Origin of the sequence: Salegentibacter sp. UBA1130 (assembly GCF_002311535.1) — a bacterium.
Classification (GTDB): Bacteria; Bacteroidota; Bacteroidia; order Flavobacteriales; family Flavobacteriaceae; genus Salegentibacter; species Salegentibacter agarivorans.
In genome coordinates, this window is the sequence record NZ_DCAP01000038.1 from 1 (window position 1) to 23,954 (window position 23,954).

At 36.6% G+C, this 23,954-nt stretch carries 16 protein-coding genes; 4 read left to right on the forward strand and 12 right to left on the reverse strand.

Annotated elements, in window-relative coordinates; all coding sequences use genetic code 11:
* Positions 1-46: 46 nt before the first annotated feature.
* From B4F31_RS14955 to uvrC, 12 genes are all read right to left on the reverse strand, one after another.
* The gene (locus B4F31_RS14955) at positions 47-2,794 is read right to left on the reverse strand and encodes a TonB-dependent receptor (RefSeq protein ID WP_286761676.1); all 2,748 of its coding nucleotides are present in this window, start codon (positions 2,792-2,794) and stop codon (positions 47-49) included.
* A gap of 270 nt (positions 2,795-3,064) precedes the next feature.
* On the reverse strand, positions 3,065-4,702 hold the full coding sequence (locus B4F31_RS14960; RefSeq protein ID WP_075325200.1) for an Ig-like domain-containing protein: 1,638 nt from the start codon (positions 4,700-4,702) through the stop codon (positions 3,065-3,067).
* A gap of 102 nt (positions 4,703-4,804) precedes the next feature.
* Positions 4,805-6,517, reverse strand: a complete 1,713-nt coding sequence (locus tag B4F31_RS14965; RefSeq protein WP_075325201.1) for a hypothetical protein — start codon at positions 6,515-6,517, stop codon at positions 4,805-4,807.
* A gap of 10 nt (positions 6,518-6,527) precedes the next feature.
* A complete protein-coding gene (locus tag B4F31_RS14970) occupies positions 6,528-9,074 on the reverse strand; it encodes a TonB-dependent receptor (RefSeq protein WP_075325202.1) in 2,547 nt (848 codons plus the stop codon).
* A 189-nt stretch (positions 9,075-9,263) separates the two neighbouring features.
* Positions 9,264-10,895 carry a glucose-6-phosphate isomerase gene (pgi, locus tag B4F31_RS14975; RefSeq protein WP_075325203.1) on the reverse strand — a complete coding sequence of 544 codons (1,632 nt, stop codon included), beginning with the start codon at positions 10,893-10,895 and terminating at the stop codon, positions 9,264-9,266.
* Between the two features lie 114 nt (positions 10,896-11,009).
* Positions 11,010-12,254 (reverse strand): M23 family metallopeptidase, encoded by a 1,245-nt coding sequence (locus B4F31_RS14980; protein WP_198036134.1) that lies wholly within the window; start codon positions 12,252-12,254, stop codon positions 11,010-11,012.
* Between the two features lie 4 nt (positions 12,255-12,258).
* Positions 12,259-13,227, reverse strand: coding sequence for a tryptophan 2,3-dioxygenase family protein (locus tag B4F31_RS14985; protein WP_075325205.1), 969 nt, complete (start codon positions 13,225-13,227; stop codon positions 12,259-12,261).
* A gap of 3 nt (positions 13,228-13,230) precedes the next feature.
* Positions 13,231-14,010 (reverse strand): DUF3108 domain-containing protein, encoded by a 780-nt coding sequence (locus B4F31_RS14990; protein WP_286761677.1) that lies wholly within the window; start codon positions 14,008-14,010, stop codon positions 13,231-13,233.
* Positions 14,011-14,309: 299 nt separating this feature from the next.
* A complete protein-coding gene (gene hppD / locus B4F31_RS14995) occupies positions 14,310-15,452 on the reverse strand; it encodes a 4-hydroxyphenylpyruvate dioxygenase (protein WP_093304593.1) in 1,143 nt (380 codons plus the stop codon).
* A 39-nt stretch (positions 15,453-15,491) separates the two neighbouring features.
* Entirely contained in the window at positions 15,492-16,658 is a 1,167-nt protein-coding gene (locus B4F31_RS15000) for a homogentisate 1,2-dioxygenase (protein ID WP_075325208.1), read from the reverse strand.
* 220 nt (positions 16,659-16,878) lie between these two features.
* Complete coding sequence (locus B4F31_RS15005; RefSeq protein ID WP_075325209.1) at positions 16,879-19,107, reverse strand: patatin-like phospholipase family protein; 2,229 nt, start codon at positions 19,105-19,107, stop codon at positions 16,879-16,881.
* 29 nt (positions 19,108-19,136) lie between these two features.
* Positions 19,137-20,933, reverse strand: a complete 1,797-nt coding sequence (gene uvrC, locus B4F31_RS15010; protein WP_286761678.1) for an excinuclease ABC subunit UvrC — start codon at positions 20,931-20,933, stop codon at positions 19,137-19,139.
* Between the two features lie 178 nt (positions 20,934-21,111).
* Here uvrC and B4F31_RS15015 point away from each other — a divergent pair, with 178 nt between their 5' ends.
* From B4F31_RS15015 to B4F31_RS15030, 4 genes are read left to right on the forward strand one after another with little or no spacing between them, the layout of a single operon-like run.
* Positions 21,112-21,537 carry an ATP-dependent zinc protease gene (locus B4F31_RS15015; RefSeq protein ID WP_075325211.1) on the forward strand — a complete coding sequence of 142 codons (426 nt, stop codon included), beginning with the start codon at positions 21,112-21,114 and terminating at the stop codon, positions 21,535-21,537.
* The gene (rimK, locus tag B4F31_RS15020) at positions 21,534-22,406 is read left to right on the forward strand and encodes a 30S ribosomal protein S6--L-glutamate ligase (RefSeq protein WP_075325212.1); all 873 of its coding nucleotides are present in this window, start codon (positions 21,534-21,536) and stop codon (positions 22,404-22,406) included. Before B4F31_RS15015 ends, rimK begins: the two co-directional genes overlap by 4 nt.
* A 3-nt stretch (positions 22,407-22,409) precedes the next feature.
* Complete coding sequence (locus B4F31_RS15025; protein ID WP_075325213.1) at positions 22,410-23,390, forward strand: succinylglutamate desuccinylase/aspartoacylase family protein; 981 nt, start codon at positions 22,410-22,412, stop codon at positions 23,388-23,390.
* Positions 23,383-23,952, forward strand: a complete 570-nt coding sequence (locus B4F31_RS15030; protein ID WP_075325214.1) for a 5-formyltetrahydrofolate cyclo-ligase — start codon at positions 23,383-23,385, stop codon at positions 23,950-23,952. Before B4F31_RS15025 ends, B4F31_RS15030 begins: the two co-directional genes overlap by 8 nt.
* Positions 23,953-23,954 lie beyond the last annotated feature (2 nt).

Here is a 23,954-nt window from a genome sequence, read left to right on the forward strand (position 1 = left end):
ATACTTTTTAGACGGCCTCTTTTTATCGAAAATTAATCTCTTTTATTTAGAAGTTAAAAGTAACTCCCGCATTCCAGGTTCTTCCGAATCCGAAATACACCCTGTTATTAACATTAATTCCCTGGTACGTTTCATCACCAGCACCCGCTAAAAGATTGGTATCAGCTTCAGAAATGTACATTGTATCAAATACGTTATTTACATTAACTCTAAAGTTCAGGTTATTGTTATTTTGCCCAATTGGCAATCTAAACGAAGCACCTGCATCAACCAATCCAAACGAAGGTAATTTTAAAGCTTCAAAATTCTCCTCACCTAAAGCATCAGTAGCATCAAAGTCAGCATAAAGATTATCTACATACCTGTAATTCGCATCTACTCTTAAACCTTCTATAATGGTATAATCTGCTCCAAGACTGGCAGTAAATTGTGCAGCATCTCCAACTTTTACACCATCTAAAGCTAAAGTTGCAGTTTGTGGATTTCCGTTTTCATCTAAGATAGGGCTTTGATCATTATCAAAATATGCTGTTTCAACATCATCCTGATATTCCCAGTTACCAATAGACATCATCCCATTGTATCTTAATTTATCTGAAATTCTACCGGTGAAGTCTAATTCAAAACCAGTATGCACCTGGGTAATTCCATAAAGATTTGCAGTACCTCTAACTTCCTGCGGCGTTTCTGCATTAAATACAGCTCCTGTACTTTCAAATCTATCTGCCCACGAAGTTCTGTAAAGGTTCACGTTCGCACTAAAGAAACTGGATCTAAAACCGTACCCAATCTCGGTACCAATTACCTGTTCGTTTTGAAGATCTGGGTTTAAATTATTTCCGAAGTTAATGAACACTGCATCAAAAAGAGGTTGTTTAGAATAGTAACCTGCATTTGCATAAATGTTATGTCTTTCGTCAATATTCCAGTTTAAACCACCTTTAATATTTCCACCAATTATATTTTCCCAATCGGTTTCCTGACTACCTTCAAGTTCTCCAAAATACTCAACTCTTTTAAAGCCCTGGTTAGAGATAGATCCCTGAACGAATGCTGAAATTATATCATTTGTATATTCCAACTGTCCAAAAGTACCGGCCCATCTTACTAAACCATCGTTATAATAATCTATTTTTTCTTCTGAATCAATATCAGAGAATACCCAGAAGTTAGGATCTGCATCGTACGTTTGACGTTGTACAGGATTGGGATCATTATTAACGTTATCGGTTTGTAAATAAGCGTCACCTCCCATTAAATTATTAACTCTTCTATAGTGAATACCTTTGTAAGTTCTTAAATCAACACCTACATCTAAAGTAAGCTCATCTGTTAACTGGTTACTTAGGTTAGATAACACACCAAACCAGTTGTGAGAGTTTATAGAAGCTCTTCTTGTAATTCCGTTAGCAGAAGACCTATCTCCATTACCCTGGTTAAGGTAAATACCATCGGTAAGTGTTCTCTGTCCTTCTGGGTTAGCGTCATTTCCAAAGTCTGGAACGGCCTGCCCACTATTGTAAGCAAAAATATCGTCTACTCTTATTAAGCCATTATCGGTTCTTGGAAGCGCAAATTGTCTTCTTCCATTTATAGTACCAATTTCTCCGGTTCCACCTCCACGTCCAAAAGAAGCGTAAGCTGAAGTAGAAAGTTTAGTGACAGAATTAATATCGAAATCCCAGTTTAAAGACATAATTGGCTTGTGGTAGAAGTTTCTGGTAAAAGAAAACTCTTCTCCATTTCTATAACCCCAGTTTTCATTATATTTTATATTTGGATCTTCATTATCACTATATTGTTGATAAACATCAATCGAGCTACTTCTGCTACGTTGGTTGTGCCATTGTGGTGCACCAGTTACTGTAAACTGAAAATCGTGAGTATCATTAGGTCTGTATCCAAAACCTAAATAATAGTTGTACCCCTGAAATTCGGTTCCGTCAACATAGCCGTCTCCTTGAGTTTGACTTAATAATACAGTTGTAGAAAAACCACTTTCCATTAGACCCGTGTTATAAGAAGCAACAGTCTTTAAGTAAGAATCATTACCCGTCATAACTGTTACAAATCCACCTTCAGATCTATCTGCGGCTCTTGTTACCACGTTGATGGTTCCACCTACAGAAGATACCGCTAATTTAGAAGAACCTAATCCTCTTTGAACCTGAATAGCCGAAGCTACATCGCTTAAACCAGCCCAGTTACTCCAATAAACCGAACCATTTTCCATATCGTTAATTGGCACACCGTTTATCATTACCGCAGAGTTATTAGTGTCAAACCCTCTAATATTAATACGGGCATCTCCAAATCCACCTCCTTGTTTGGTGGCGTAGATAGAAGGCGTGTTGTTCAAAATTTCAGGAAATTCCTGCGAACCTAATTTCTCCTGAATTTCGGCAGCTCTAATGGTAGAAACAGCCACAGGAGTTTCACGATCTTTAGCTAAATCGGCAATACCGGTAATTACCACCTCGGCCAATGCATCGGCATCTGGACCTAAAGTAATTGTCCCTAAATTTTGTGTAGCACCACCAGTTATATTAAAGTTAATGGTTTGTCTTTCATAACCAATAAAGGTTACGCTTATTCTCCCCGAAGCAGCTTTTACATCTAAAGAAAAATTTCCATCAAAGTCTGTAGTAGTACCATTGTTAGTACCAACTACCATAACGGTTGCACCCGGAAGGGGACCGTCCATTTCAGAATCAATCACCGTTCCGGTAAGAGTTCCCTGAGCAAAAATTGTAGCTGATGTTAGAAACAACGCTAATGCGAGTAATTTCCTCATTTTTGAGTTTTAAGTTGTTTGTTTTTTGAGTTTAAAATCACTGCAAAAGAACTCAAATTATCGTCTGCTAAGTTTATCTGATTGTTAAGGTTTTTAACTTTAACTTTTATACAATAGAAACAATTTATCTCTTAACAACTTAAATTTTAGTGAGATAAAAAAATTAGAAATGATAGAGAATAAACCATTTTCTGTTAAAAAAGTTAAGTTTAGTTAAAACAAAAAACCAGCCTCTATAGGCTGGTTTTTAAGAATAAGAAATAAATTAAATTATTCCCAGGTATTTTCAGCTGCATCGCCACCCCAAATAAGGGTCACCAGGTATGGATTGTCTATAAATGGATTACGGTTACCCTGGGCTCCTTCTATAACATTATTTCTTTGTATTTCAAAAGCCGAAACCGGGTCTTCCCTGTTCCATTTAAGGAAAAGTTCCAGGTTTCCAACCTTACTAATATCTTCATTATAACGCACATTTAAATAAAGAATCATACGTGCTACATCTCCTTTCCATTCATCACCTGGAAAGAAAGCAGTATCATCTACAGAATCGTAATCTCCACCACCCTCTGTATATGGATTATTTGAACGTAATTCGTTAACATCTGCATCTGCAGCTCTTAAATGATGTAGATCTGTACGAGCTATCTCACTAACCAAAAGTGATTGTGGAAAAACGTGTTCTGTATTAAAAGTTTGGGGAGAGTATGAGTTATTTCCTGAAGAATATTCTTCCCAATACCTACTTTCACCAGAATAAATTAGAATTACATTATCTTCATTTTCCAAATCTTCATCGGCATTATAGAGATAATCGTGGCGCTGACCATAAGAAAGAATGGTAGTATGCATCTCATTGGTAAGTTCTGAAATTACCTTATAATTAAGATCTTCGTTTTGAGAAATCGCAAGACCATCATAATAATCTTCCAGTTCTGAAGGTATATTGAAACTAACAGGGTCTACAAGGGTTAGGGTTACTGTAGCGGTAGAACAGGTTGCCTCTTCGTCGTCATCGCAAAGTGTATAGGTAAAAGTATCTTCACCAAGGTATCCAACTTCAGGAATATAAGATATACTTCCGTCATCATTTAAAGTTAACGCTCCGCGAGTGTCTGTATCGTCTATAGAAGTGATTTCGGCGTCATCTACAACCTCATCATTATTTAGTAAACTATTAATAGTAAATTCTGATGTATTCATATCAATTACTACAGTATCATCTGCAGCAACAGGTGAACCTTCATCTATCACATTAATAGTAACCGTAGCTGTAGAACACTCGGCTTCCTCATCATTATCGCAAATAGTATAAGTAAAAGTATCCTCTCCTGAGAAACCTTCAGCAGGAGTATAAGTTATACTGCCATCATCTTCTAATACTACCGTACCAGCGGTATCGTCGCTGTTAACAGAACTTAATTCGGCATTATCTATCAAATTATCGTTAGATAAATGATTGTTAATGCGAAGTTCACTTCCTTCATTGGTCTCATAGGAATCATCTTCGGCAACAGGAGAACCGGCATCTCCAACAGCAATAGTAACTACTGCCGAAGCACAACGATCCTGGCTTCCAGGCACACACAAATCATAGGAAAAACTGTCTTCTCCCTGAAAATCTTCTGGTGGGAAATATGAAAAGGTTCCGTCACGATTATCTACAACCTCACCACCTTCGGTAGTTTCAGAATCAAAATCACTGATTCGGGATAGATCTACAATTTCATCATTTTCAAGCAAAAAATCTTTTGCTATTTTTAATTCTTCATTTTCTGAAGTTGACACCGCATCGGCTGTCGCAACAGGATTTTTAGTTTCCGGATTTACTACCGGGCTAACATCGTCGTCACTACTACATCCTGCAAAAAAGAGGATCGTTGAAGCTAAAAAAAGAAACTTTTTCATTTAAAAATTTTAAAAAATTGAAATTTGATAATTATTCTATAAACAAAAACCTCTTACCGGCATTGACCGATAAGAGGTTTATACTTTTATGAAATCTGAAATTTACTCTTCATTATTAAGAACCCAGGTTCCAGATTCATCTTTAATTAGGCTTAAAGACTCGGTAGTATTTGTACCGTTATAAATATCGAAAGTTAACACATACTGCTGACCTACTTCTGCATTTGGTGCAATTTCGTTAAGCAGTGCCTGCATAGCTTCCAATAACATTTCATCACTCCAGTAAGCCGAATTACCTTCTCTTCTATCAAAGTTAGAGTAATTCTCCATACTTTCTACCGGATTTCCGTAATCGTCTTCTAAAGCAGAAGCTATAATTCCATAGTCTGCCCCGCTAAGAGAATATCTAATTGTATTGTCTGGAACCCATTGTGTACCATCATTTCCAAACTGAAGGCTACTTTCTACTACACTTGGAATATAATTAAACTCACCATCTTCAAAAACGAAATTAGCATATTCTCTAGTAGTTTCGCCAGAGTAGAAATCGTAACCAAGGGCTACAAAATCACCATCCTGAGCATAAGGAAATCGGTTTTCTAAGAAAATAGCCAGTTTATAAATAGCTTCATCCTCATCGTCAAAGTTTGGATAACTCTGCCCCATTTCGGTATAATCTTCCTCTTCCAGTATAAGCGGAGTATTCCAACTATTGTTAGTAAAAGCAAATACCTTTGTTTCTTCAATAGTAGATACTGCAGCACTTTCATCTATTACATAAGTGCCATCTTGTAAAATAACAGCCTGTAATTTGGTAGAAACACCGCCGCTATATACATCATAACTTACTTCAAATTTATCTCCATCTACTGCATCAGGAAAATTTTCTTTTAAAACAATATTAAAAGCTTCTAAAATCATATCCATACTCCAGTAGTCATCACTATCCTCATCTATAGCAAAACTGTGATATTGCGCTGCATTTCCTGCAGGATCGGGATATGCTTCAGCTAATTCTGCACCAGCCAGGTCATAATCATCGGTTGTTAGTTCATAAGGAGTTCCTCCTACAGCTACATAGGCATTTCCATTGAACTGAACCGTCATACTTTCGGTCCCTGCACTTCCATTATATATATCGTAGGATACGTTATATTTTTGACCCTCTACGCCGTCTATATTTTCTAAAAGCACCTCATTAATCGCTTCAAGAATCATCTCGCTACTCCAGTACGCATCATTGGTTTCTCTTCTTTCAAAGTTTCCATGCTCCTTAACACTTGATGCCGGATTAGGATAATCATCTTCAAACTCATCTCCAATTAAACTGAAATCTGCATCAGTAAGCATATAAACTTCCTCATCGGCAAGAGTGTTATAAGTTAATTCTACATAATCTCCCTCTTCTGCCTGAGGAAATTGAAATTCAAGAAAATCTACAATATCTACCATTCCTGAAAAATAATTTTCAGTTAATCCAACAGCTTCATAATCTGTTGCTGTAACCACATATTCTTCTACCCTAATTGGGTCATAAACGTTAAAAGTTACATTTACTGAAGAATTTTTTCCCAAAGCAGGATAAAGATCTGATAATAGTGCAGGAATTAATTCGCGTGCATCGTCTTCAGAGTCAAAGCTAGTAAAACTTAAACCAAGATTATCGGTATAGTCTTCTTCTTGCAGGGTATAGTCCATAGACCCCTCAACATTGCTGATTTTCTCATCAATGTCATTATGGATGTCTTCCATAGGCTCGCAACCCGTGATGGCGACCCCTATGAAAAGCATTAAAAGGTAAAAAGTATTTTTCATCTCTATGTTTTTAAAAATTTATTTTCATTCCTACGGTATATGTACGACCAAACCCGTACCATACCGATGCAGTTTCTGCATTAGAGTTAGAGCCATCAAAACCAAAACTTACATACTCGGTATCCAGTATGTTATTTACGTTACCATTTAAAGTAGCTTCAAAACCTCCAAACTCAAATTTATGAGTAAGGCCAGCATCTAACAGTCCGTAGGATGGAATTTCCCAGGGCTCATAATCATCTCCCGAGCTCACGCCAAGTATATCGAATTGAGTATAAAGCTTATCTACATAATTCCAATTAGCACGAATAATCGTTCCAGGAAGTACTTCGTAGTCTCCACCAAGTGCAAAGGTATTTTGCGCACTACCTCCTACAGGAATATCTTTAAGATAAAGATCTATTCCTTCTTCAAGAATTGGGTTTTGTTCTTCATCAAAGATCATTACATCCTGCACGTTACTATCCCATTTCCAGTCTCCAATAGAAGCCATACCGTTAATAGTAAGATTATCTATAGGTTTAAAACTAAAGTCGAATTCAATACCCTGGTGCAAAGCATTTACCCCAAGGATATTAGCCGTATAATTCTCACCCGATTCAGTATCGAAAATAGTTTGTGTGAAAGGTTTATCCTGCCAACTCGTTCTATAAATATTTAAGTTAGCTCTAAATTTTGAGCTTCTAATCCCATACCCAATTTCGGTACTGAATATCTTTTGATTTTCAGCTTCATCATTCACATCATTAACAAAGTTTAGAAAAACCTGGTCAAAGAAAGGTGCTCTTTCAAAATAACCAATATTTGCAAAAACATTGTGTGTGTCGTTAATGTTATAGTTTGCTCCACCTTTTATACTTGGTGCAAAAAAGCTTACCCAATCTGTTTCCTGAAGGTTATCAGAATCCAGGTAATTGAAATAATCAATTCTTTTATATGAAGTATTTGAAGCAGCTCCCGAGATAAATGCAGAAAGATCGTCTTTAGAGTACTCTGCCTGAAGGAATCCACCTTCCCAATGTACCAAGCCATCATTATGATAGTTAATTTTATCTCCTACCTGCGCAACATTTACCGGGTTGTTAGCATTACTATCGTCTAACCAGTAAGTACCACCCAGAAGATTCTTTACTTCCTGGAAATGTTCTCCTTTGTAATACCTAAGATCTATACCGGCTAATAAATCTATATCTTCAGTAATTTCTGTAGTTAAGGTAGAAAGTGCACCATACCAGTTATGGTCGTTTCTTGAGTTATACAGAATAGTTTCAGAACCAAGCGCGCCGTTTGCCACGTTTTCATCTACTACTAAATCTAAATTAAAAGGCTGTAGATATCCATTTCTATATGGAGAATCGATACTTCTTAGGTTAGCAGCCCCATCGTAGCCACCGCCACCACCTGTACCGAAAGATGCGTACAAAGCTGTAGATAATTCAGTTTTATCTGAAATATCCCAGTAGTGGTTTAAAGACATTTGAGGCTTGTGGTAAAAGTTATCTTGTACGTGAGTAACCTCACCGTTTAAATAACCCCAATCTCCGTTAAATTTTCTTCCTCTTTCACTTTGGCGAAAAGTTTCAATTAAATGAGAAGTTTCTCTTTGCCCATGTTCTTGGGGTGCTCCAAAAGCTGTAAAAGATAATTCATGATCTTCATTAAATTTCTTTGCAAGGTTTACAAAATAAGAGTAACCTTCAAACTCAGTTCCATCTACGTACCCGTTACCAGTAGTTTTAGATAAAGAAACTGTAGCGGCAAAACCATTATCTAACAACCCTGTAGAAACTGTTCCGCCATATTTTTGATAACCGTCATTACCGGTTGTTGCAAAAATACTTCCTCCCTCTTCGGCATCAGTAGATTTTGTAACAATGTTTATAGTTCCACCAATAGAAGGTACAGCTACTTTAGAAGCTCCAAGACCTCTTTGCACCTGCATAGTTTGAGTAACATCTGAAAGTCCGGCCCAGTTACTCCAGTAAACATTCCCGTTTTCCATGTCGTTTACCGGAACACCGTTAATCATTACCGCAACGTTTTCAGAATCAAAACCTCTTAATCTAAGTTCTGCATCTCCAAATCCACCACCTTGTTTGTGAACAAAAATACCGGGTGTAGATTGTAAGATCTCAGGGAATTCTTTGTTACTTAATTTTAATTCAATTTCCTCTGCTTTAATAGTAGAAACCGCAACCGGTGTTTTTCTATCTATCGCCAGAGAAAAACTTGTTATTACAATTTCTTCCAAAGCACCTGCATCAGCATTAAGGATTATTTCACCTAAATTCTGCGTACCATTGGTAAGGTTAAAATCTAAAGTTTTTGTAGTGTACCCAACGAAGCTAACTTTTACTTTTCCTGAATTTGAATCTACATTCAAAGAAAAATTTCCATCAAAGTCGGTGGTAGTTCCATTGTTTGTTCCCTCTACCATTACGGTTGCACCGGGCAGGGGACCATCCATTTCAGAATCGATTACCGTTCCGGTAAGAGTTCCTTGAGCAAAAATTGTGGCCGAAGTTAAAACCAAGGCCAGGAGTAATAATTTCCTCATGCTTAAAATTTGTTTGTTTTGAGTTTAAATTTCGATGCAAAAAAAGCTAAATACTCACAGGCCAGTATCACTGGAATGTTAAGAAATTAACTTTAACATCTGTTCCGCCGCAAAACTAAAACAAAATTTTAACTAATTGATTTGTTGAGGCCTATTGATCTCAACATTTTGTTAACAAAATTAGAATTATTACTTTAAAAAGAAGGTTAATAGATTTTTAGTAGAAGAATCATGAGAATCTGGAGATTTGCTTTCGATTTCCGCAAGAATTTTACTTGCAAGTTGCTTTCCTAATTCCACACCCCACTGGTCATAGCTAAAAATATTCCAAATTACACCCTGCACAAAGATCTTATGCTCGTACATCGCGATAAGTTTTCCTAAACTTTCAGGAGTAAGTTTATCTATAAGCAATGTGTTGGTTGGTTTATTCCCATCAAATTCTTTAAATGGTAATAACTTTTCTACCGCATCTTTGGATAATCCCTGGGCTTCGAGTTCCTGTTTTACTTCGACTTTAGATTTCCCCTGAAGTAAGGCCTCGGTTTGTGCAAAGAAATTAGCCATTAATTTATTGTGGTGATCTTCATTTTGGTGCAGGGATTTTTTAAATCCTATAAAATCTGCAGGAATCAGTTTAGTGCCCTGGTGAATTAATTGAAAGAAAGCATGCTGGGAGTTGGTTCCTGGCTCACCCCAAATTAGAGTTCCAGTTTGGTAATCAACTTTTTTACCGTTTCTGTCTACACTTTTACCATTACTCTCCATAATTGCCTGCTGCAAATATGCGGGAAGCCTGTGTAAATATTGTGTATAAGGAATTACCGCTTCACTTTCTGCTTTATAAAAATTGTTGTACCAAATGCTTAGCATAGCTAATTGTACAGGAATATTTTCTTTAAAATCTGAAGTTTTAAAATGTTGGTCCATCATATGGGCACCATTCAATAAAGCTTCAAAGTTATTATAACCTACTGCCAGGCTTATAGAAAGTCCAACCGCACTCCATAAAGAAAAACGACCGCCAACCCAATCCCACATAGGAAATACATTTTCTATAGCGATCCCAAATTCTTCAACATTTTTTAAATTGCTGGAAACTGCCGCAAAATGTTCAGCAACTGCTTCCTGCGGAGCAGTTTTTCTAAACCAATTTCTAATTGTGGTAGCATTAGAAAGAGTTTCCTGGGTAGTAAAGGTTTTTGAAACTACAAGAAATAAAGTAGTTTCAGGATTTAAATTTTTTAAGATTTCGTTTACGTGATCCCCATCTACATTAGAAACATAATGAACTTTAAGATGGTTTTGATAAAACTGAAGCGATTCTGTGATCATCACCGGACCAAGGTCTGAACCTCCAATCCCAATATTTACAACATCGGTAAATGCTTTCCCGGTAAAACCTTTTTTCTCGCCGCTAATAATTTTTTCAGAAAATTTCCTGATCTTTTCTTTTACTTCCTGCACTTCAGGCACTACGTTTTCACCATCCAGGGTAATTTCAGACCCAGCAGGAGCTCTTAATGCCGTGTGTAAGACTGCGCGATTTTCGGTTTTGTTAATCGCATCTCCATTAAAATATGAGTCTATTGCCGATTGCAGCTCACATTCTTTAGCCAGCTCAAGAAGTAAATCGCGAGTTTCGTTAGTTATTCGGTTTTTGCTGTAATCCAGGTAAAAATCCTCCCAGGCAATGGTAAATGCAGAAGCCCTTTCAGTATCCTTTTCAAATAGCTCTTTTAACTGCAGTTGCTGCACTTCGTTAAAATGCTTTTCTAATTTTTTCCAGGCTGTTGTTTGGGTTGGATTTATATTTTTCATTTAAATTTTTCTTTTCCTGGCCTTGGCCTAAAACTTTTAATTTTTATTTAAAATGAGTGATTTAAGATTGAACCAATCTTTTCACTCTAATATTAAGGATGTTCCTATTGGAACCTATTTTTTATATTCTTTATAAGGAATTTTATCCAGCGAAGTTTTTAAATCTTCTATGGCGGCAAAATACTGTTCCTTATGCTCGGGCTCTATATGTTTTGCAGTGGGTAAATTTTGGCGATAAGGATCTACCTGTTTCCCGTGAACCCAGAAGCGATAGCACACATGCGGACCTGTAGCAAGACCGGTACTCCCCACATAACCAATAACATCGCCTTGTTTTACTCTTTGGCCACTACGCACATTTCGTTTACTCATATGCAAATACTGCGTGGTATACTTACCGTTATGCCTCACTTTTACATAATTCCCGTTTCCGGAAGTATAACTGGAAGCGATTACCGTTCCATCGGCAGTGCTTACAATTGGCGTTCCATGGGCCGCAGCATAATCTGTTCCCAGGTGCGCTTTCCATCGTTTTTGAACCGGGTGAAATCTTCTTTTAGTATATCTGGAAGAAATTCGGCTATAATTTAATGGTGCTTTTAAAAAGAAGCTTTGTAGTGCCTTTGCTTCTTCATCATAAAAACTGGGTTGCCCGGTTAGTGAATCGGTTTCGTATTCAAATGCATAAAAAGGTTTATCACCGTGTTTAAAAACTGCGGCTTCAACATTTTCAATCCCCACAAAAATGGTATCATCAATATATTTTTCAGAATAAATCATTTTAAACTGATCGCCTTTCTGAAGTTTAAAAAAGTCTATACTCCACTGGTAAATATCTGAAAGTTCATAAACCAATAGATTACTTAAACCCTGCGCCTGAACGGCTTCTGAAAGGGAAGATGTAATTACTCCAGACACTTCTCTTCTCTTTACACTTACCGGCTTCTTTTTTCGCTCTACACTAATGCTATCACCAATTCCCAGCACTGTATAATTAACCCTGTCATGTTGATAAATGAAAAATTGTGGGGTATTAGCAGAATCTTTGGCTTTAAGAATTTTATATTTTTTCCCGGCAGTAATTCTAGCGGAATTAAAGGTGTCCTTTACTTTTTCTGAAATCTGGTAAATCCTGCCGCGATCTACCCCGTGTTGATCTAGAATATAGCCAAAACTATCTCCAGATTCCACAGTGCCATTTACAACTTCGAAATTATCCAGGATAAACCCGAATTCTTTCTCAACAGGTTTAGGCACTTTCTTTTCTACCTTTTCTTCATTAAGGGCGGTTTCTTTTGCGTCATCTTCACAGGCTGTGAAAGCCAACATCAATACCAGTAGGAAACTTATTTTCTTCAATTTTTTAGCAATTTTCTTTCTGTGTGTTAAACATATGGTTCACCCATTCTTTGCCCCAATCTTCTAATTCTTCTTCACTCCATAAATAAGGAAAAAAACTAACTCTCTGAAATCCCGACGGCAAAAATTCTTTCCAATTTGTGCCTCCGGTAGCAGCAATAGTTTCTTTATCCTTATTTAAATATCTGTAAGCAGCACCCATATGCATAAGGGGCCAATTTATATTTACATTGGCGTCAAAATTACGTAATGCTTCTTTTAATCCCTTATTATTTTTAACCGAATCTGGAAGTTGTTGATATTTATGGTAAAGGGTTCTCCCCTTATATTCTGAAGCTATTCTAAGAAAACGCGCAGTATAGCGTTTCTCAAACTGTTTTAAGGTTAAGGTTTTCTCCCCCGTTTTTAAATCGATACCACCTTTTTTCCAGTAAATATTTTCGTACAAATCTTCTAAACTACTTTCTTTAGAAAATTGTTCTCTAATTTTAAATGAAACCAAATTCTCTAAAGGAGTAGAATAGAGCTCTATCATTCTAAACTGTGCAGATTGAAATCCGCTGGCAGGCAACAAAGACATTCTAAATTTAAGAAACTGCTCTCTTTCCATTCCTTTAATCATTACATCAAAAGAATCGGTTAGAATCCTGAAATAACGATTTAAACGATTGTATTTTTCAATTAAAAAACCGGCATCTGGAGCTTCAGCCTCAATTATTTGCTTCTGCTCATGGATAATGAGCTTAAAATAAAGTTCGGTAATTTGATGGTAAGAAATAAAGATTTTTTCGTCTGGAAAATGGGTTAAGGTTTTTTGCAGACTTAACAAAGTGTCTATACTTAAATAATCCCAATACGTAAGGTACCTATCATATAAAAGTCCATCTAAATAGGAAGCCAAATCCTGACCTGAATTTTTAAACTTTTCCTCTAATGCAAAAATACGTTCTGCAATTTCCGGCTTAATTTCCATGTATTATTCCATAATTATTTTAAACGGATGCTTTAGGCCTTTATATTCATCTAAATCGGCATCTAAAGATCCAACTGCGAGATTTGCTTCAATTTTAATAGGCAGTTTATTAGCATCGTCACTAACCCAAAAAGTAAGACTTTCTTTTTCTTTAAAAACCCTGCCGGCCATAACATACGGCCTGAATTTTAAAGTAGCCACCTTACCAAACTTGGTTTTTATAACCTCCCGGCCTAAAAATTTTAGTTTAAAATCCATGTTCTCATCATCTATAAATAGATTGAGGCGCATTTCATCTCCAGGGCGAAGTTCGTCGTTTTTAATATTGTTGCGAATATAATAAAATGCCGATAACATATCGTGAACATTCGGCTTGGTCGTATAGGTATGATTTTCGTTGCGTTTTTTATCAAAAACGAATGCCTTATTATCGCTATGATCAAAGTCTATTTCCAGGTCTTTGGTATAACCCCCTTCATCTATTTTTCTAATAAATTTATAAGGTTTCCCGTCTTGTTTATCTATATAAGTTTGATAATTATCATCTACCTTAAAAAACCAGTGCAGTAATCCGGTAGATTTCCCTTTCCCTTCAATATGATAAACCGGTTTGCCTTTTATATTGGTTTCATCTACCTCTAAAGTGGCGAAACTTGCATTAAAAGGGCCATAATGTATACGGAATTTAAACCATTCGCCCGCGCCAAATGCCTTTTGAGATTGAGCCTGAAGTGCGAAGCCGGTTAAAAGTAGAAGGAATATTGTAAATATACTTTTTTTCATACCAAATTTTTAAATACTGATTTACAGAGTGCTTGGGCTATGGATATTTACAATTTCTATTCCAAATGTATTAAAACAAAAAACCCCATCAAATTAATGACGGGGTTTTTGTCTTATTAACCAACTAAAACTTAAATTATGAAAAATTAAATACATTATTGGTAACCACTCCAAAAATGCGAGCGCAAAAGTCAGTATTTAATAGAGTTATAGCAACCATAAAATTGAGTTTAACACAAAATTTTTCAGTAATTTAATTTTTTAACTATAAACTTTAGTTAATTAAGTTATTTTAAAATTTATTGCAAGGTTCCTCGCAAATCCTGTTCTCTCTCAATAGCTTCAAAAAGTGCTTTAAAGTTCCCTTTTCCAAAAGATTGGGCTCCTTTTCGCTGAATTATCTCGAAAAACATTGTTGGACGGTCTAAAACCGGTTTGGTAAATATCTGCAAAAGGTAACCTTCATCGTCACGATCTACCAATACCCCAAGTTCTTTTAATGGTTCTAGATCTTCATCTATTTTCCCTACTCTATCTAATAAAGTGTCATAATAAGTTTCGGGAACATACAGGAATTCTACCCCGCGATCCCTAAGTTGAGTTACGGTTTCAATAATATTATCTGTAGCCAGCGCAATATGCTGCACTCCTGCACCATTATAAAAATCTATATATTCTTCTATCTGCGATTTTTTCTTTCCTTCTGCAGGTTCGTTAATTGGGAATTTAATCCTACCATTCCCATTACTCATTACCTTACTCATTAAAGCCGTATAATCTGTAGAAATATCTTTATCATCAAAAGACACCATTTGTGCGAAGCCCATTACTTTAGCATAGAAATCTACCCATTTGTTCATCTCGTTCCAGCCTACATTTCCCACCATATGGTCTATGTATTTTAGGCCTGTATCTTCTGCCTGCACTTTAGTAGCATAGGTTTTATAACCGGGAAGAAATGGACCTTCGTAATCTTTTCGTTCTACGAACAAGTGAATGGTTTCCCCGTAAGTATGAATTCCTGAAATCACAGCTTTCCCGTGTTCGTCTTCCATTTCATAAGGTGCCACATAAGATTTAGCACCTCTTTTCGTGGTTTCTTCATAACTTTTCCTGGCATCGTCTACCCAAAGTGCCACCATTTTCACACCATCTCCGTGCTTATTAATGTGGGCATTAATATCACCTTCCGGCTGAAGCGGGGAAGTAAGTACAATTCTAATTTTTCCCTGTTGAAGCACATAAGAAACACTGTCTTTTCTACCTGTTTCCAAACCAGAATAAGCCACAGGCTGGAAACCCCAGGCATGTTGGTAGTAATAAGCTGCCTGCTTGGCGTTACCTACGTAAAGTTCAACAAAATCGGTTCCCAGGATAGGAAGAAAATCTTCAGCATCCTGCATTACCTTTTCTAATTTAAGTGATGTATTATCAGTACTCATTTTTATATTTTTTATTGCTAATATTTTTAATTATAAATCTTAATGATTTTCATCCAACCAGGATTTATGGTAGGTTTCATCGGCAATTTCCATTGCATCTTCGGTAAGCATTAATGGCTTGAAAGTATCTACCATAACCGCTAATTCCTCGGTTTCTACCTGGCCAATGCTTCGTTCTACGGCTCCCGGGTGCGGCCCGTGCGGAATTCCCGCCGGGTGCAACGAAATATGTCCGGCTTCAATATCGTTTCTACTCATAAAATCACCATCTACGTAATACAATACCTCATCACTATCTATATTACTGTGACTATATGGCGCCGGAATACTTTCTGGATGATAATCGTATTTACGCGGACAGAAACTGCACACCACAAAAGCATCGGTCTCAAAAGTTTGATGCACCGGTGGTGGTTGGTGAATTCTTCCCGTTATAGGCTCAAAATCGTGAATTGAAAAAGCATACGGATAGTTATAGCCATCATAACCTACTACATCAAATGGATGCGTAGCGTAAACCATATCGAATATTTCGCCCTGCTTTTTAATTTTAATTAAAAAATCTCCTTTTTCGTCATTGGTTTCTAATTCGTGCGGTTGTCTTAGATCCCGCTCGCAAAATGGAGAATGCTCTAGCAATTGCCCAAACCAGTTTCTGTAGCGTTTAGGCGTATAAATTGGCCTTCTTGATTCTACAATAAATAAGCGATTGTCTTCATCGTCAAAATCAATTTTATAAATAGTTCCTCGCGGAATTAATAAATAATCGCCGTATTTAAAATCAAGATTTCCAAGATGTGTTCTTAATTTTCCGCTTCCTTTATGGATAAAAAGCAATTCATCTGAATCTGAATTCTTATAGAAATAATCATCTGTAGAACCTTGTGGAGAAGCCAGGGTGATATCTACATCACTATTGGTTAAAACCACTTTTCGGCTTTCAAGATAATCGGGATTCGGTTTTACCTGAAAACCTTTAAAACGATAAGATTTTATATTGTTTTCTGAAGCTATTTTTGGTTTTACACTATAACTTCCTTTAACCTCTTTAACCTGGGTTGGCCGGTGTTCGTGATAGAGATTAGAAGACATCCCGTCAAAACCAATAGTTCCAAAAAGCTGTTCGTAATAAAGGCTGCCATCTGGCTTTTTAAAAACCGTATGGCGTTTATGAGGAATTTTACCGAGTTTATGATAAAAAGGCATAATCTGATATTTTTAATTCAACCCCCAATTTCCAAAAGAATATTGAGAATTTGTTATTTTTTTCAGTGTTATTTTACTTTAAAACAAATATCGGGAATTTTTAAGGAAACATTCTTAAAACATCTCTAAAAACCTGTAGCAAAAAAGCAAACTTCTGGAGGAAATTAGCATCAGAAAATGTAGGTGATTATTTAAAAAATAGAATTTTTTTTTGAATATCCTAAAACCAGAAACCAAGGCTAAAAAACCATTGGCTGGATTTAATTTCGGGAGAATAGGTATATTTTACCTCTAACGGACCTATAAAAGTATCTATGCCGTAACCAAGGGCATAGCCGGTAAAATCTGGCATGGTAAACCAATCTCCAGAAGAATATAATTTATTGCCCACATTGGCAATATTCGCACTTGCAATCACATGATTTTTTCTGAAAATTTCATAATCAAATTCCACGAGTCCTTTTATGTAACTATCTCCCGAAAGACTAATAAAATCGTAGCCGTAAAATGGAACAAAATTATTGATTAGGTTATTTCCATATCCTCCCAAAAAGAAATCCAGCGTGTTTACACCGTCGTTTCCTATTTTAAATCCAGCTTCAGTTACAATTCGGGTAGAAAATCTATTGATGGGAGAAAAAGCATAACCTAAAGTTCCTTTTGCGATAGAAAATTCAGAAAAATCATTATTAAAATCTGAAGAAAACAAGTAAAGATGAAAATTCCCATCAAAATAAACACCGCGCGAAGGGAAGTATTTGTTATCGTAAGAATCGTATTTTAAATAACCAAAAGCACTGTAATAATGGCTGTTTTCAAAAAGGCGGGTATCGCTTATTTCAGGATTGGGATTATTTAAAGTTTCAGAAGCAATTTTTAAAAATTTATGTTCGGCTCCCAGTCCGAATGAAAAAACCTGCTTAAATAAAGTTTCCGCATAAAATTGGTTGGTAAAATCGCGGTAATCTATATCTATCCTGTTTACCCCAATATCCTGCAATTCGGCATTTTCACTGGCAAAATCAAAAGAAACCGGATAATCAAAATTATTATATCGTGATTTAACACCAATACTCCAGTAAAAACCTTTATCTATATAATAGTCAAAATTATACCTAAATTGATCTCCCACCACCACATCTAAAGAAGTTACATCGTTAGTAAATAACAAACTTTTATGAGTAAAATTAATAAGGGCACCAATTTGGTAAAGTTCATCATAATGCACTCCCAATCTTAGCAGGCTCTTATTTTTACTTTCCTCTATTTGCAGACTTAAAGTGTAAAGTTGGTCGTCGTTATTAGGAATTAACCTATAATTAATTCGGTTAAAATTCCCGGTAGCAGATAGGTTATTTATCCCTTCGTTGAGCTCTTTAAAGGTGAAATCTGTAAAGTAATTCAATCTTAATTTTCCCAGAATATAAGACCGCGGATAATTATTATTACCCTCTAAAGTAAGCGTACTTATTTGCAAAGTATCCATCTCTGGAATTACAATATTGCGCGGACCCGTGCTTTGGCGTGCAGCCAGCTTTTCCAGATCATCTTTTCTTTTTAGCGAAGCCACCCTTCCCGAATCTATAATTGCCTCTCCTTTCTCAAAAGACAATACTGAAAATGGACTAATATCTGGTTTGATATAAATATCGGTTTTAGGAATTTTTTCCTTCATATCACTAATTGTCCGGAAATTGCTTATTTGAGCAAGAATATCAAAAACATTGCGCAAATCGTCTTTATTTACCAGGCTATCCTGCACATCTACGCCAATAATCACTTCAGCACCCCTTTTTCTAAGTTCTTCTACGGGATAATTATTGGCAACCCCACCATCGGTTAGCAACCGTCCATTTAAACTTACAGGACTAAAAATAGAAGGGATTGCGCCACTGGCAGAAACCGCCTGCGCAAAAGAGCCTTCGTCTAATATCACTTCTTCCCCGGTTTCCACATCGGCAGCAACACAAAAAAACGGAATAGGTAATTCTTCAAAATCATCTACATTTCCCAAATGCATGGTAAGCTGGGACATTAAATTATAGATATTTTGCCCCCTGGAAAGTCCTGCGGGAAAACCTATTTTAAAATCATCAAAAGGCAGGCTAATGGCATATTTTTCGGCATCTTCCTTTTCGTAAAAAGATTTTGCGCTACGCGGAATATTATCCTGAATTAAAATATTAAAATTAGTCTCGTGAAAAATTGAATCTAACTCGTGTGCCGTATAACCTGAAGCATACAAACCGCCAATAATTGCGCCCATACTGCTGCCCCCAATATAATCTATTCTAATCCCGGCTTCTTCAATCACTTTTAACGCACCAATGTGAGCCAGGCCTTTTGCACCACCACCACTTAAAACCAGCCCAACTTTTAAATCTTCCTGCTCCTGGGAAATTCCCGGAAGCATTACAAACAGAAAAAGTAAAAGCAGTAGTTTTTTCATTTGTAATTTATATTGCGCAAAATGCTGTTTTAATTTTTCTCTTGATAATGATTGAAAATTATTCCCGCTTTAGAAACTCCAATAACCTCGGCGAGTTCTTTTTCTGAAGCTTCTTTTATTCGTTTTACCGATCTAAATTGTTTAAATAATTCTACCACGGTTTTTTCTCCAATGCCGGTAATCTCTTCCAACTCTGTATTTAACGCAGTTTTACTCCTTTTGTTACGATGAAAAGTAATTCCAAACCTATGCGCCTCATTCCTAAGCTGCTGAATAATTTTTAAAGTTTCAGACTTTTTATCTAAATAAAGCGGAATGGTATCTCCCGGATAAAAAATCTCTTCCAGGCGTTTTGCAATTCCTATAATGGCTATTTTTCCTCGTAAATCCAAAGCTTCCAATGCTTTTACACCTGAAGAAAGCTGGCCTTTTCCCCCATCTACAATGATGAGTTGCGGCAAATCTTCACCCTCATTAAGCAAACGTTTGTAGCGCCTAAAAACCACTTCTTCCATAGAAGCGAAATCATCTGGGCCTTCCACGGTTTTGATATTAAATTTACGATAATCTTTTTTGCTGGGTTTGCCGTTTTTAAAAACCACACAAGCCGCCACGGGATTTGTTCCCTGGATATTAGAATTATCAAAACACTCTATATGTCTTGGTTCTACATTTAACCGAAGGTCTTCTTTCATTTGTGCCATAATTCGTTTTACGTGGCGGTCTGGATCTACAATTTTCATTTGCTTAAAACGTTCCTGGCGGTAATATTTGGCATTTCTAAGCGATAAATCTACAATCTTCTTTTTATCGCCTAGTTTTGGAATAGTTACTTTCACTTCTTCGCCGGCATCAACCTTAAAGGGCACATATATTTCTTTAGAATTTGAACTAAAGCGCTGCCGAATTTCGGTAATTGCCAGTTCCAGTAATTCTTCATCGGTTTCATCCAGCTTTTTCTTCATTTCTATGGTATGCGACCTAATAATCGCACCGTGGGAAAGCTGGAGAAAATTTACATATCCATAGCCTTCATCTGAAACTATAGAAAACACATCAACATTGGTAATTTTTGGATTAACCACTGTAGATTTAGACTGGTAATTTTCCAGTACATCAATCTTATTTTTTATACGCTGTGCATCTTCAAACTCCATTTTCTCAGCGTGCAACTTCATTTGCTCTCTAAATTGCTGTAAAGAATCTTTAAAATTTCCTTTTACAATTTGCCGAATCGCTTCAATATTACTGTTGTATTCTGCCTCAGGCTGTTTTGCTTCACAAGGGCCTTTACAGTTTCCTAAATGATATTCCAGGCAAACCTTGTATTTCCCGTTCCTTATTTTTTCTTCTGAAAGATCATAATTACAGGTTCTAAGCTTGTAAAGCCCTTTTATTAGATCAAGCAGCGTATTTACCGTTTTAAAACTTGTAAAAGGCCCATAATATTCGCTACCGTCTTTTATTAATTTCCGGGTAGGAAAAACTCTTGGAAAACGTTCATTTTTGATGCAAATCCACGGATAGGTTTTATCATCTTTAAGCATCACGTTAAACCGCGGCTGATGCTTTTTTATAAGATTATTTTCTAAAAGTAAAGCATCGGTTTCAGATTCTACAACAATGTGCTTTATCTCCTTTATCTTTTTTACCATCACGCCAATTCTATGACTGTCGTGGCGTTTGGTAAAATAGGAAGTCACCCTTTTTTTAAGGTTTTTGGCTTTCCCTACATATAAAATTTTCCCGTTTTTATCGTAATACTGGTACACCCCGGGACTATTGGGAAGAGTTTTTAATTGTACTTCTAAAGCTGGCGTTTCCATTTCCCCAAAGGTAGAATTTATTATGCGTAGCAGTAAAAATTGATAGCGCCAGTAAATGTTAAATTTATATTAATTTGAAGGTCAAAATTCCGTTCCTCAGCTTAGCTATGGGCTTGACGTTCATTAAATTTTATAATTTCTATAAAAAAATTAGATGTGTATTTTACTACCTTGCGGTATGGAGAAAACAGTAATTGGGCGTTTTGATAAAGCAGATTTCCCGGCACTGCATTTAAATGATATAGCTATTAAAATTGATACCGGTGCTTATACTTCATCTATACACTGTGAAAATATTGTTGAAAAAGATGGGGTTTTAGAATGCACTTTTCTGGATGAAGAACATCCTTTGTACAACGGAAAAAAATTTACTTTTACAGATTATGATATCGTTTTTGTGCGTAGCAGTAACGGAATTATTCAAAAAAGATATCAGGTAATATCCACTATTAAAATTTTTAATAAGGTCTATAAAATTTCCCTTTCTTTGTCCTCCCGACAGGAAATGAGGTTTCCGGTGCTAATTGGCCGAAAATTCCTTACCAAAAAATTTATCGTGGACACCGAATTAACTGACGTTTCTTACAATTTTAAACAAAAATGAAAATAAAAATTCTTTCGCGTAATAGCCATTTATATTCTACAAAACGTCTTGTAGAAGCTGCTACAAAACGCAAGCACGAAGTAGAAGTTATAGATCCTCTAAAGTGTGACATTGTTATTGAGAAGCGTAAACCTAATATTTACTACAAAGGTGGCTATATAGAAGGTGTAGATGCAGTAATTCCAAGAATTGGAGCTTCGGTAACATTTTATGGTACCGCGGTGGTAAGACAGTTTGAGATGATGGGCGCGTTCACCACTACAGAATCTGAATCTTTGGTAAGAAGCCGTGATAAACTGAGAAGTTTACAAGTACTTTCCCGTGCAAAAATTGGACTGCCAAAAACAGTTTTCACTAACTATTCCAGGGATGTATCTGGTGTTATAAAACAAGTTGGCGGCACACCTTTAGTTATAAAACTATTAGAAGGAACCCAGGGCGTTGGTGTTGTTTTAGCTGAAACTAATAACGCCGCAGAATCGGTAATTGAAGCTTTTAACGGTTTACAAGCCAGGGTAATTGTTCAGGAATTTATTGAAGAAGCTAAAGGTGGAGACATTAGGGCTTTTGTGGTAGACGGTCACGTAGTTGGCGCCATGAAAAGACAGGGTAAAGAAGGAGAATTTAGATCTAATCTTCACCGCGGCGGCAGCGCAGAAGTTGTTGAACTTACCGACGAAGAAGAAATTGCAGCCGTTAAAGCCACCAAAGCAATGGGGCTTGGGGTTGCCGGGGTAGATATGCTACAAAGTGCCCGCGGGCCACTAATTCTTGAGGTAAATTCTTCTCCGGGCTTAGAAGGTATTGAGAAAGCTACCGGTAAAGATATTGCCAAATCCATAATAAGATATATTGAAAGGAACGTTTAGCCTATGGCAAAAATAACCAGTGACAATGTTCTGGAAATCCTGGGAGAAAAGGTAAAGCCGGGAAAAAGCGCCACTATTAATTTTAATATGGCCAAACTTTACACCACTACCTCGGTGGAGGTACCGGTAATTATTGAACGTTCTAAAAAGCCTGGTCCCGTTGTTTTAATAACTGCAGGAATTCACGGCGATGAAATTAACGGGGTAGAAATTGTTCGGCAAATTATCTCCAAAGGAATCAATAGGCCTCAAAAAGGAACCGTTATTTGTATTCCCGTGGTGAATATTTTTGGATTTCTGAACTTACGCCGGGAATTTCCCGATGGTCGTGACCTCAACCGAATGTTTCCGGGAACCAAACACGGTTCATTGGCCAGCAGGTTTGCATTTCAGTTTGTAAAGAAAATATTACCACTTGCAAATTTCTGTTTAGACTTTCACACTGGTGGCGCCAGCAGGTTTAATGCCCCACAAATAAGGGTGAAACGAGGCGATGAACAAAGTCTTAAATACGCACGTATTTTTAGCGCTCCTTTTACTATACATTCAAAAACCATTACAAAATCTTATCGTGAAACCTGTGCTAAGAAAGGAATTCCGGTGTTACTTTTTGAAGGCGGAAAATCTCAGGACAGCAATAAAGATATCGCCAAACACGGGGTAGAAGGCGCCATGCGAATTTTGAGCTTTTTAGAAATGCTAAATCCAAATTTTGAATATCCAGATGCGATTACCGAAACCGTAGTGATTGAAAATACCAACTGGATGCGCGCTAAATACAGCGGTTTGCTTCACATAAAAATTCCTTGTGGTAAACACGTAGAAAAAGGGGAATACATTGGTACTATTACCGATCCTTATGGGAAATTCAGGCATAAAATTAAGGCGGTAAATACCGGCTATGTAATTAATATTAACGAATCTCCCATTGTTTACCAGGGAGATGCTATTTTTCATATTTCAGCACCACCAAAAGATGAATAAAGCCGAATTACGAAAAAAATACAAAGCATTACGTTTAGAGCTTTCCGAAGAAAAAATAGAAGCGCTTAGCCTTGAAATTGCCAATCAATTACTTCAACTACCCGTTTGGGAAAAAGAATTTTACCATCTTTTTCTAAGTATTGCGGAACAAAAAGAAATCGATACCGAAAATATCTTACATATTCTCCAGGGAAAAGACAAGAACGTAGTGCTGTCTAAAACCGATGTGAAAAAACATAAACTGGAACATTTTTTACTTACCGATAGCAGCGTTATAAAAAAGAACCGCTGGAATATTCCAGAGCCCGAGGGTGGTATTCCAATCGCTCCAGCCCAAATAGATGTGGTTTTTGTACCGCTTCTCGCATTTGACGAAAACGGCCACCGTATAGGCTACGGCAAAGGTTTTTACGATAACTTTTTAAGTGAATGTAAGCCTGATGTAATTAAGGTAGGACTTTCATTCTTCGAAGCAGAGCCGGCATTTAAAGAAGTTTTTAGCAGCGATATTCCATTGGATTATTGTGTTACACCGGGTAAAATATATAGCTTTAAAAATTAGGG

What these genes read in the sequence shown, in the direction of transcription:
- B4F31_RS14955 (WP_286761676.1), bottom strand. Translation starts at nt 2,794, where the DNA reads ATGAGGAAATTACTCGCATTAGCGTTGTTTCTAACATCAGCTACAATT.
- B4F31_RS14960 (WP_075325200.1), bottom strand. Translation starts at nt 4,702, where the DNA reads ATGAAAAAGTTTCTTTTTTTAGCTTCAACGATCCTCTTTTTTGCAGGA.
- B4F31_RS14965 (WP_075325201.1), bottom strand. Translation starts at nt 6,517, where the DNA reads ATGAAAAATACTTTTTACCTTTTAATGCTTTTCATAGGGGTCGCCATC.
- B4F31_RS14970 (WP_075325202.1), bottom strand. Translation starts at nt 9,074, where the DNA reads ATGAGGAAATTATTACTCCTGGCCTTGGTTTTAACTTCGGCCACAATT.
- pgi (WP_075325203.1), bottom strand. Translation starts at nt 10,895, where the DNA reads ATGAAAAATATAAATCCAACCCAAACAACAGCCTGGAAAAAATTAGAA.
- B4F31_RS14985 (WP_075325205.1), bottom strand. Translation starts at nt 13,227, where the DNA reads ATGGAAATTAAGCCGGAAATTGCAGAACGTATTTTTGCATTAGAGGAA.
- B4F31_RS14990 (WP_286761677.1), bottom strand. Translation starts at nt 14,010, where the DNA reads ATGAAAAAAAGTATATTTACAATATTCCTTCTACTTTTAACCGGCTTC.
- hppD (WP_093304593.1), bottom strand. Translation starts at nt 15,452, where the DNA reads ATGAGTACTGATAATACATCACTTAAATTAGAAAAGGTAATGCAGGAT.
- B4F31_RS15000 (WP_075325208.1), bottom strand. Translation starts at nt 16,658, where the DNA reads ATGCCTTTTTATCATAAACTCGGTAAAATTCCTCATAAACGCCATACG.
- B4F31_RS15005 (WP_075325209.1), bottom strand. Translation starts at nt 19,107, where the DNA reads ATGAAAAAACTACTGCTTTTACTTTTTCTGTTTGTAATGCTTCCGGGA.
- uvrC (WP_286761678.1), bottom strand. Translation starts at nt 20,933, where the DNA reads ATGGAAACGCCAGCTTTAGAAGTACAATTAAAAACTCTTCCCAATAGT.
- B4F31_RS15015 (WP_075325211.1), top strand. Translation starts at nt 21,112, where the DNA reads ATGGAGAAAACAGTAATTGGGCGTTTTGATAAAGCAGATTTCCCGGCA.
- rimK (WP_075325212.1), top strand. Translation starts at nt 21,534, where the DNA reads ATGAAAATAAAAATTCTTTCGCGTAATAGCCATTTATATTCTACAAAA.
- B4F31_RS15025 (WP_075325213.1), top strand. Translation starts at nt 22,410, where the DNA reads ATGGCAAAAATAACCAGTGACAATGTTCTGGAAATCCTGGGAGAAAAG.
- B4F31_RS15030 (WP_075325214.1), top strand. Translation starts at nt 23,383, where the DNA reads ATGAATAAAGCCGAATTACGAAAAAAATACAAAGCATTACGTTTAGAG.